The 8,945-nt window shown below is 60.5% G+C and carries 8 protein-coding genes; 1 reads left to right on the forward strand and 7 read right to left on the reverse strand.

The annotated features are described in order from the left end of the window. Positions 1 to 40: 40 nt before the first annotated feature. The 7 genes from ACNA0I_RS09930 to ACNA0I_RS09960 all read right to left on the reverse strand — a co-directional run bounded on the left by ACNA0I_RS09930 (position 41) and on the right by ACNA0I_RS09960 (position 7,254). Positions 41 to 823 (reverse strand): cyclase family protein, encoded by a 783-nt coding sequence (locus ACNA0I_RS09930; protein ID WP_415805838.1) that lies wholly within the window; start codon positions 821 to 823, stop codon positions 41 to 43. 84 nt (positions 824 to 907) lie between these two features. Further along, on the reverse strand, positions 908 to 2,503 hold the full coding sequence (locus ACNA0I_RS09935; protein ID WP_415805839.1) for a phytoene desaturase family protein: 1,596 nt from the start codon (positions 2,501 to 2,503) through the stop codon (positions 908 to 910). 147 nt (positions 2,504 to 2,650) lie between these two features. Continuing rightward, positions 2,651 to 3,844, reverse strand: a complete 1,194-nt coding sequence (locus ACNA0I_RS09940; protein WP_415805840.1) for an AraC family transcriptional regulator — start codon at positions 3,842 to 3,844, stop codon at positions 2,651 to 2,653. A gap of 99 nt (positions 3,845 to 3,943) precedes the next feature. Next, positions 3,944 to 4,789: an SDR family oxidoreductase gene (locus ACNA0I_RS09945; protein WP_415805841.1), complete on the reverse strand. Its 846-nt coding sequence runs from the start codon at positions 4,787 to 4,789 to the stop codon at positions 3,944 to 3,946. Between the two features lie 2 nt (positions 4,790 to 4,791). Further along, positions 4,792 to 5,394 carry a cysteine hydrolase family protein gene (locus tag ACNA0I_RS09950; protein ID WP_415805842.1) on the reverse strand — a complete coding sequence of 201 codons (603 nt, stop codon included), beginning with the start codon at positions 5,392 to 5,394 and terminating at the stop codon, positions 4,792 to 4,794. After that, positions 5,391 to 5,927 carry an aromatic-ring-hydroxylating dioxygenase subunit beta gene (locus ACNA0I_RS09955; protein ID WP_415805843.1) on the reverse strand — a complete coding sequence of 179 codons (537 nt, stop codon included), beginning with the start codon at positions 5,925 to 5,927 and terminating at the stop codon, positions 5,391 to 5,393. Before ACNA0I_RS09955 ends, ACNA0I_RS09950 begins: the two co-directional genes overlap by 4 nt. Next, a complete protein-coding gene (locus tag ACNA0I_RS09960; protein ID WP_415805844.1) occupies positions 5,914 to 7,254 on the reverse strand; it encodes an aromatic ring-hydroxylating dioxygenase subunit alpha in 1,341 nt (446 codons plus the stop codon). The genes ACNA0I_RS09955 and ACNA0I_RS09960 overlap by 14 nt, the downstream gene beginning before the upstream one ends. Before the next feature lie 257 nt (positions 7,255 to 7,511). On the opposite strand from ACNA0I_RS09960, the gene ACNA0I_RS09965 reads away from it, so the two are divergent. Then, positions 7,512 to 8,708 carry an ABC transporter substrate-binding protein gene (locus ACNA0I_RS09965; RefSeq protein WP_415805845.1) on the forward strand — a complete coding sequence of 399 codons (1,197 nt, stop codon included), beginning with the start codon at positions 7,512 to 7,514 and terminating at the stop codon, positions 8,706 to 8,708. Positions 8,709 to 8,945 lie beyond the last annotated feature (237 nt).

The following is an 8,945-nucleotide window of genomic DNA, read 5'->3' on the forward strand; positions in this document are numbered from 1 at the left end:
TGTTGAATGATCACGGGCCGGCTCGCTCCTGTCCCGATGATCACGCCGGAGTTACTGCGAACACCCGCAGCGGCGATCCCGATCCGTTCTGAATCTTCAACGGCGCAGCCACAATCAATGCTCCGCGTGCGGGCAACTGATTCAGGTTGGTCAGGCACTGCAAACCCAATTTGTTCGCACCGTGCATCAGCGTATGGCATGGGAAAGGCATCGGCCACGCATAGGATTGACCCGCATCAGTATTGATCGTCTCGACCCCGAATCCTCGCACATTGCGCGCATCGATCAGCCATTGGACAGCTTCCTGTGACGGGCCGGGTGTGTGGGCGCCGTCTTCGCGCACGTTCAAAAAGGCGGCCGCATCAGGCATACGTTTATGCCAATCCGTGCGTAGCAACACCCATTCGTCTTCGCCTATCCGTCCGTGCTGACTTTCCCACTGCTGCAGAAACTCCACCGTCAGCACAAAATCCTCGTCTTGCGCCGCCTGAGCACTGGCGTCGATCACACACGCCTGCCCGACAAAGCGCTGGGGATCCATCGTCTCGACGGTATTCGAGGGATAGTCCTTTCCCGTGACCCAATGCACGGGGGCATCCAGATGGGTGCCGGTATGTTCGCCACAGGTGAAGTTATTCCAGTACCAACCCGGGCCGGCCTCGTCATACTGAGAGATGCGTTCGATCTTGAATGCGCTGACCTGGGCAAACTGTGCAGGCAGCTGCAGGGCGGGAAACTCGGGCGACAGCGTGTGCGTCAGATCGACGATACGCAACGCCCCGCTCGCGACGTCCTGGGCGAACTGCGTCATTGAAACGGTCATGTTGAACTCCTATCCAAATATCTGCGATTCGTCTGCTCATGGGCCCGCATCATCGGCGCACGCACGAACTGAAAAAAAACGGCGTCACGTTGCCCCCAACGCGCTCGCCACGTGAAAACCGGATGTGCCTCCCAGCCCTGGCCCCGGATGCGTGGACGCACCAATGTGCCATAGCCCCTGCACTGATGTCGAGTGATTGCGATTCACGCGAGAGGGACGCCAAAAGAAGGATTGATCCAGGCCACAATCCCCGCCATAGGGATCGCCGCCAACCAGGTTGATATTCATCGCCGCCAGATCTGCCGGCGACAACACGGCACGCCCCAACAGGCTGCGACGCAGATTCGGGATATGCTGCGCCAACGTGTCGATGATGCGATCGGCATACGCCTCGCGCAATGCAACGGTCCAGTTTCCCGGCTCGGGAATCGTCAGCGCGCCTAATGCGTCGTCCACTGGATGACGCGGGCATTCCGGCAGTTGCACCCACAAAATATGTTTGCCGAGTGGCGCCCGAGTTGGGTCCAACACGGTCGGCTGCGCCACGCAAATCGTCGGCGCAGCGGGCAGCAGACCCCGTTCGGCCTCGTTCACCGCCCTGGACACCGCATCGACACCGCTGGTGATGTGAACATAGCCGACGTCTCGTAAAGCCTCGACGTTCCACTGTGGCGCCTCGTCCAAGGCCAGATGAATCTGCATGTTGCCTTTGCCATAGCGCCAGGCCCGTGCCTCGGCCCTCACTGCGTCAGGCACCTCAGCCTCGTCCAACAGGCGCCCATACAACTGGGTCGGGGTCACGTTGCACACCACGTTGGCCGCACGGTAGACGCGGCCATCGGCCAACGCCACCCCGGCCGCTCGGTCCTGTTCCACGCACACCTTGACGACATCGGCCTGTGTTTCAATCGCGCCGCCCGCGTCACGGATCAACCGTTCGAACGCCCGCACCGTATTGGCGTTACCGCCTTTTACGATAGGCAAACCGACTCCCTCCAGTGTCATCGCCACGACCTGCGCCATCAATGAGGACAGCGGTGCATCCGGGCTCAGACCGCAGTGCAGCACCCACGGCGCCAGCAATGCCGCCGTCAAATCGGATTTAAAGTCCTGACGCAACCATGACGACGCAGGGGTAAGTGATCTGCCCATAAATCCGACCAGATGACGTGGCCCCTGCTTCCAGGCCACCCCTGCTACGGTGCGCAGCGTCTTCAAGCGCCACAACGCATTGCCGAGCAAGCCAAAGACCAGCGGTGCGTTCGCCTGCACGTTGGCCAGCGCCGCTGCGTACGCTTGCCCGTCGCCGGCGTGTGCCTGTTCGAATGCCGCCCGATTTTGTTCGTGCGACGTCGACAAAGTCAGATGCCGGCCATCCGGCAGCAATACCGCCGTCGGCTGCGATGTGTTGCAGTATTCCAGCCCGGCTTCGTGCAGCGCCTTTCCCAGCGCGGCATACGCTGGCCCCACCATGAACAGCGGATGAGCAGTCGACAAGGTGTCATGGTGAAAGCCGGGCAAGGTCAACTCGTCGGTCCGGATGCAGCCGCCCAATTGCGCCTCGCGCTCCAGCATCAACACCCGGCGGCCGCTGCGCGCGAGCAGCGCCGTGCACACCAGGGAATTTATGCCGCTGCCTACGACGATGACATCGAATACAGGATCAGAGGATGGCGCCATCAGAGGTTCCGAAAATCCCCGGCGTGATTGCCGAGGCTGAAAGAGACGTTGCGGCCGGCGATGACAGCTGGCCTGATGCCCTCAATCATGGCGTCCTCGATCCAGGCAAACTATCCGCAAAACGCAAAGGGTTATCCAGTTTTGCCCTCACGATGCCATGGCAGCAAGACGCCGTGAGTCCAATTGTGGCGACTGGGCACATTGCGCCTCTTTCAGCGCGCGACCGGTTTGCTTGGGCAGCTCTCCAAAACGCTCACGGTAGTAGGCGGAGAATCGGCCCAAATGTCCAAACCCATACTCCATGGCCACCTCGGTGATGCTGACGGGCAAGCCTGATAACAGACGCTGGCGGGCCGCATCCAGCCGCAGATTGCGCACTAGCGTCATCGGCGCGACACCACGGTGCCGATGACACACGACGTTCAGCGTCCGCGCGGTGACGCCCGCGGCGCGGGCCAGATCTGCCAGCGAAAGCGGCGCAAACAGCCGGCTGCGAATATAGTCCTCCAGCCGGTCCAGTTGCGAGCATTGTCCAGCACGATATCCGGGCGTCACCTCATCGGGCCCGCCATCATCGAACCGCTCGGCGGCCTTCAATACGGTCGGCTGATGGGCATAGACGAATCCTGCCAGTGTTTGCTCGAACTGGTTCAGCCATGCAGGATGCAGCAAGTGCGTATTCCCTGCCGGCAACAAGCTCACCGCCTGCTGCAGCATCCCGATCCAAGGATCAATCAGATCCGCCCGGATTTTGTAGACGGAGTCCGTCCAGTTCGGTTTGGAGCTGCCCGCCAGAGGAACCGCCATGCCGCGATGCGAGCCAGGGGCCTCTCTCGTGCGCTCCTGGCACCAATGGACGCCAGCGGCCAGGCCGGACGGCAGACGGGCGCCGGCCAATGACGCTACGCCATGAGGTGTGTCGCCAGCATCGGCCAAAAGACTATCCGGCAAACGCAAAATGAGTTGCTCGCATCCAGGCTCCCATAGCAAACGTACCGGGCATCCACGCGGGACCACCGCGACCTCGCCAGGAACGACCCGAATACAGGTACCCGCAGACTCGATCTGCACCGCGCCCTTGAGCGGCATCTGCACGAGGGTGAAATCCTCGAACGTCAAGGGCGAAACCTCGACCTCAGTGCCATATTGCAAAATCATCAGGCTGATGCGATTCAGTTCGCGGCGATACAACGAGGCCGACACCTCGCCCGGAAACCACCGTAAGCCGTGGTCAACCAACTGGCGGCTGAGCTGGTATTGCGCGTCTCTGGCCGAACGCGTCTGGAATATCGGGGCACGATAAATCTTAGATAAATCCAGATTCCATCTGACGTCCATCATGCGTTCCCCCCGGATGCATAAAGTCTGAATCAGGCAGCGCGTGCCATGAAACATCCGACGATAACGCTTAGTTTAGCCCTAAACTATTCGTGCAAATCCCTAGTCCGTGTTCCGTGGCGCCGTCTCGAACCAACGTCTGGCGGACATCCCCTGATCGGGACCCAGACAACTGAATCCCCCATCGACGGCCAGATCCGTTCCCGTCATCCACGAGGCCTCGTCGCTGACCGCGAAAACCACCGCTTTGCCGATTTCCTCGCCTCGGCCGACACGGCCCAGAGGATGCAAGGCTGCTCCGACCTGATCGGCCCGCTCAATGGACCCCTGGCTCATCTGCGCCAGCATCGGCGACCAGGTCCAGGCGGGAGAAACCGACAACACCCGAATCCCCGCTGGCGCCAAGGTAACCGCGAAATTCTTGGTGATCTGCAGCAGCGCGGCTTTCGAGGCAGGGTAAATGGCTCGCCCTGCCGCGCCGAATTTGCCGCCGATGCTGCCCATATTGATCACGACGCCGCCACGCGGCATATGTGGTGTGACCATCTGTGTCAGTATGGCCGCCGAGATCAGGTTCACATTCAGGGTGCTGAGCCACTGCTCACGCGTCGAGGCCAGCCCTGCGTCGTCATACGCGGCAGCGCAGTTGACCAGGATATCGATGCGGCCGGCATAGCCGGTTGCGATCTGCACGCAACGGGCCAATGCCGTGTCGTCGGTGATATCGGCCTCTATCGCCACGCCGGCCCCGCCCAGCGAGGCCGCCACGTCCTCGCCGGCCTGCTTGCCCCGCCCCACGACAAAGACTCTCTCGGCGCCCGCAGCGGCGAGCTGGCGGGCCACGTCGGCCCCGAGTCCTTGCGTGCCGCCGGTCACCAGTGCCACTTTTCCCGCCAAGCGGGCGGGGACGTTGCCAGAAATCTGTGCAGGCGCAATGTGCTGCTCCATGATCATTCCTTTTCCGCTGATGCGATCAGCTCTTGAACCGTGGTCACCTGCGCCATCAACGCCATCGATGCCAATGCGGCCTCGTGCGTCGCACGAGCCGCTGCGGCACAGGCATCCGCAACAACAGTGACCTCGTAGCCCGACTCCGCAGCGTCGCGCACAGTGCCTTCGACCACCGAATGCGTGGCAACTCCCGCCGCCATCACACGCACAATGCCATGCGACCTCAGCAGTTGATCCAACGCCGTGCCACGAAACGCACTGATGCTGGTGTGCTTCAAGGCAAACTCACGCCGGCTGCTCAGTGGCGCCAGTGACGGATAAAACTCCGCGCCCCACTCTCCGTCCTTTACCGCACCGAGGGCTTCGGTCCGCAAAAAAATCGGAATATTGCGCGGCATGTCTGCATAGTCGGGCCGAAAGGCGATACGCACATGCACTAACAACCAATCGCGGAGCCTCGCCTCAGCCAACAACGCCGACGCCCGTTCGATCAACGCTGTGCGCACCTCGTCGTCGGCAATCCCCACACGGATCAGCCCGTCGGGATGCAATACCTCGTTCTGATAGTGCAGCGCCAGCAACGCCGTCGGGACTCGGCTCATATAAAGACCTCGAGGTTCGCAAACACGCTATCGCAATTGACCAGATCGACACGTTTGAGACGGATGCGCCATCCTCCCGCTCCATCGCGCACCAACTTGTGATGCACGGTCCCTGCCAGATGCCGCTGTTCGCCGCGCCACTCGGTATGGTGCACGCTGGAACGCACGATCAGATGCCCTGCCGAGTCCAAGCCCTTGACCGCCACGTTGCCCACCAGATGCGAACATCGCGTAGGTGGCTGCTGCGACCAGTTGCGGGCGTTGCTCAATCGCTTGACCCGCACCTCGCGCAGCATTTTGTCTTCCCAGAACAACGACACCTGTTCAAAGGGATTCGCCTGGTGTTCAAACCGGGGAACCCAGTACCGGCCATCCTCGTCCCACAACGCGAGCCACGCCTCAAAATCCCGGTCATCCAGATACTGGACTTCCTGGAACAAAAACTGCTCCACACCGCGTATTTCGTCGGCGCTCAACGCGGCGGGCGACACGGGCGTTACCGAGACATCAAAATTACGATCAAGCAACAGCACGGCCCGCTCCTTGGATATGTTCTGATCCGGTCTCCAGCATGTACTGGCGCCATGCCTTGAACTGATTACGCATGGGCAATTCGCTGGTGCCATTGGTGGACACCATGCCATCCGGCAGAACCTTGTCGGTACCCATGTAGCGATGCAGGCTGACCCAATCGCCCCCGTCGGTCTGGTTGCCCTCCTGGCAACGCTTGTAGACCTCGACATCATCGGGCATGACATTGGATGAGGGAGAATTGATCACGTTCGCATAGGTCAGCGCCCGGTCAAACACGCCATCCGGCGCACCTTTCAAGCGAAAGGTCTGAATTTCTACCATCGTGCGATTGACCGCCATCGGGCGTATCACACGAAACTGCTGAAACACCGTATGCGGCGAGCCGCTGCCATAGATAATGGTGTTGTGCCGGTTCATCCCCAGGATTTCACGCGCGCGTGTCTCGCCGTGTACCGAGGACAAGGACTCGAAATGCGCGCGCGACACAGGATCACGCGTCGCCGCGGCGGGATCGAAGATGCCCTCCATATAGCCGTGACCATTGTCATAGGCACGCAGTTCCAGCTTTTCCCAGAACTCGTAGGGCTCGCCATTGCCGTCCATGATCAACAGCTCAAACGGCATTTCGCCCAACACCGCGGCCTCGTCGCGCGCTGCCTGAAACGAGGACTCGTGCGTCACCCGTGCATGCATGGTGTCGTGCAGATTCTCGTAAAACACCTTCCAGTTTGAGGGCTGCAGTACGCGGAACACCCCGCCTGCCACCTCGACTTCGCCTATCGGCGAGCGGTCGCACATATTGTCGATCGACGAGATCACACCCCCGAGAAAGCTGCGCAGATCCGGCCCCTCGGCCGACTGGCTCGCAAACACAAAGCCACGATAGCTCTCGACCCGGGCGACTTTCCTCATCGAAAAATCGGGATGCGCAGGATCGTAGCAAGTGCCCTCCATGGCATTCTTTAACGGCACCGCCAATGACTTGCCGTCCAGTTTGTAGGTCCACGCATGGTACGGACAGCGAAAGAACTTGCCGGTATTGCCATCCCCATCGGCCAGCAGCTTGGCGCCCTTGTGCGGACATCGGTTGTACAGCACGTGCACGGCACCGCCTGTACTGCGCACCATGATGACATCCTGATCACCAATTCGTGTCGTGTGATAGTCACCGGTATTGGGCACCTGGCTTTCGTGCCCGACATAAATCCAGGCCTTGCCGTAGATGCGCTTCATTTCCAGGTTAAAGATGTCCGGGTCCGTATATACCCGCTTGTTTACGCTATCCGGCCGGACCAACTCGGCCAGTGCTTCATTGGAAAGCGTCATCGCAATCTCCCAAAAGGTCCAGAGACCTAACACCAGATACCCGACAATCTAGAGACATCCTGGTCCACAAAATAGCCAGAGTTCGCAATCCGGTATCCACGTTTGGCAAAAATGCGCCTCGCTGCACGATACGGACAAGACTGAGCGCGAACCCGCCAAAATCGGATAGTCCGCCGCCACGGGTTTGCGCACAATCTGCACGAGGCTTGGCGACTTCCGCCGGCGTATTGCAGTGCCACAAACCTGGACCCGACACCATGAGCAAAGCTGCCTCCTTTCCACGCGTGCGCGCCACAGCGACCGCTGCCGCCCTGATCGCCAGCCTGGCATTCTGTCCCGCCCAAGCAGAAGACGCCGTCAAAATCGGCCTGCTGACCACGCTGTCCGGCCCCGGCAGCGCGTTGGGCAATGAAATACGCGACGGCTTCAACCTCGCCGTAGAGCATGCAGGCGGCAAACTCGGCGGCGTGCCCGTTGAACTGGAAATCGAGGACGACCACCAAGACCCGCAAACCGCACGCCGCGCGGTCGAGCGCTTTCTCAAACGCGACAAAGTCGATGTGGTGACCGGCGTCGTGTTCTCGAATGTCCTGTTGCCCGTGCTGCCTGAAATCCTGCGCAGCGACACGGTCTATCTATCGGTAAACACAGGCCCCAAAGACTACGCCGGCGCAAAATGCGACCCGCGCTTCTACGCCGTCGCCTGGCAGAACGAAGACATCCCCGCCGCCATGGGCAAATTCGCGACCGAAAAAGGCTACAAAAGCGTCGCCCTCATCGCCCCCAACTACCCTGGCGGACGCGAATCGCTGGATGGCTTCAAACGCCTCTACAAAGGCACCATCGCCGACGAGGTCTACACCAAACTCAGCCAACTCGACTTTTCCGCCGAACTGGCGCAACTGCGCGCCACCAAACCCGACGCCGTATTCCTGTTCCTGCCGGGCGGCCTGGGCGTGAACTTCATCAAGCAGATGGGCGCGGCCGGCATGGACAAGCAAATGGCCATTCTCACCCCGGGTTTCTCTGCCGACGTCGACACCATCCGTGCCGTCGGTGACGCCATGGAAGGCCTGTACAACGCCTCGCAATGGGCCGCCGACCTGGACAACCCCGCCAACAAGAAATTCGTCGCCGACTTTGAAAAATCCTACGGGCGCACACCCACCATGTACGCCGCCCAAGCCTACGACACCGCCATGCTCATCAACAGCGCCGTACGCAAAGTCGGCGGCAAGATGCAGGACAAAGCCGCCTTCAGGCAAGCCCTGAAAGCCGCAGACTTTCAATCCATCCGCGGCAGCTTCAAATTCAACACCAACCAATATCCGATCCAGGACATCTACATGCGCCAAGTCCAGCGCACCGCGGATGGCAAACTGCAAAACAAACTCGTCGGCACCACGCTGACCCAGCACGCAGACGCCTTCGCCGCCGAATGCAAAATGCCTTAACCCCACCAAATGTCCCGCAGCAAATACTGAGCGCATCAATTCTTGAGACGCTGCTAATCTCGAAACGCATCAATCTTGAGACGCTCGAATCTCGAAACGCATCAATCCTGAAACGCAGCGATATTGAGACCCATCTTGAGACGCAGCAATCTCGAGACGCTATGAGTCGAGGCTGTGCAGTGGCCGCGTGAGGGCGCCTCGTGGTCGAGCGAGGGAAACCGAAGGAGCGTAGCGANG

Origin of the sequence: Bordetella muralis (genome assembly GCF_965139205.1) — a bacterium.
Lineage (GTDB): Bacteria > Pseudomonadota > Gammaproteobacteria > Burkholderiales > Burkholderiaceae_B > Bordetella_A > Bordetella_A muralis.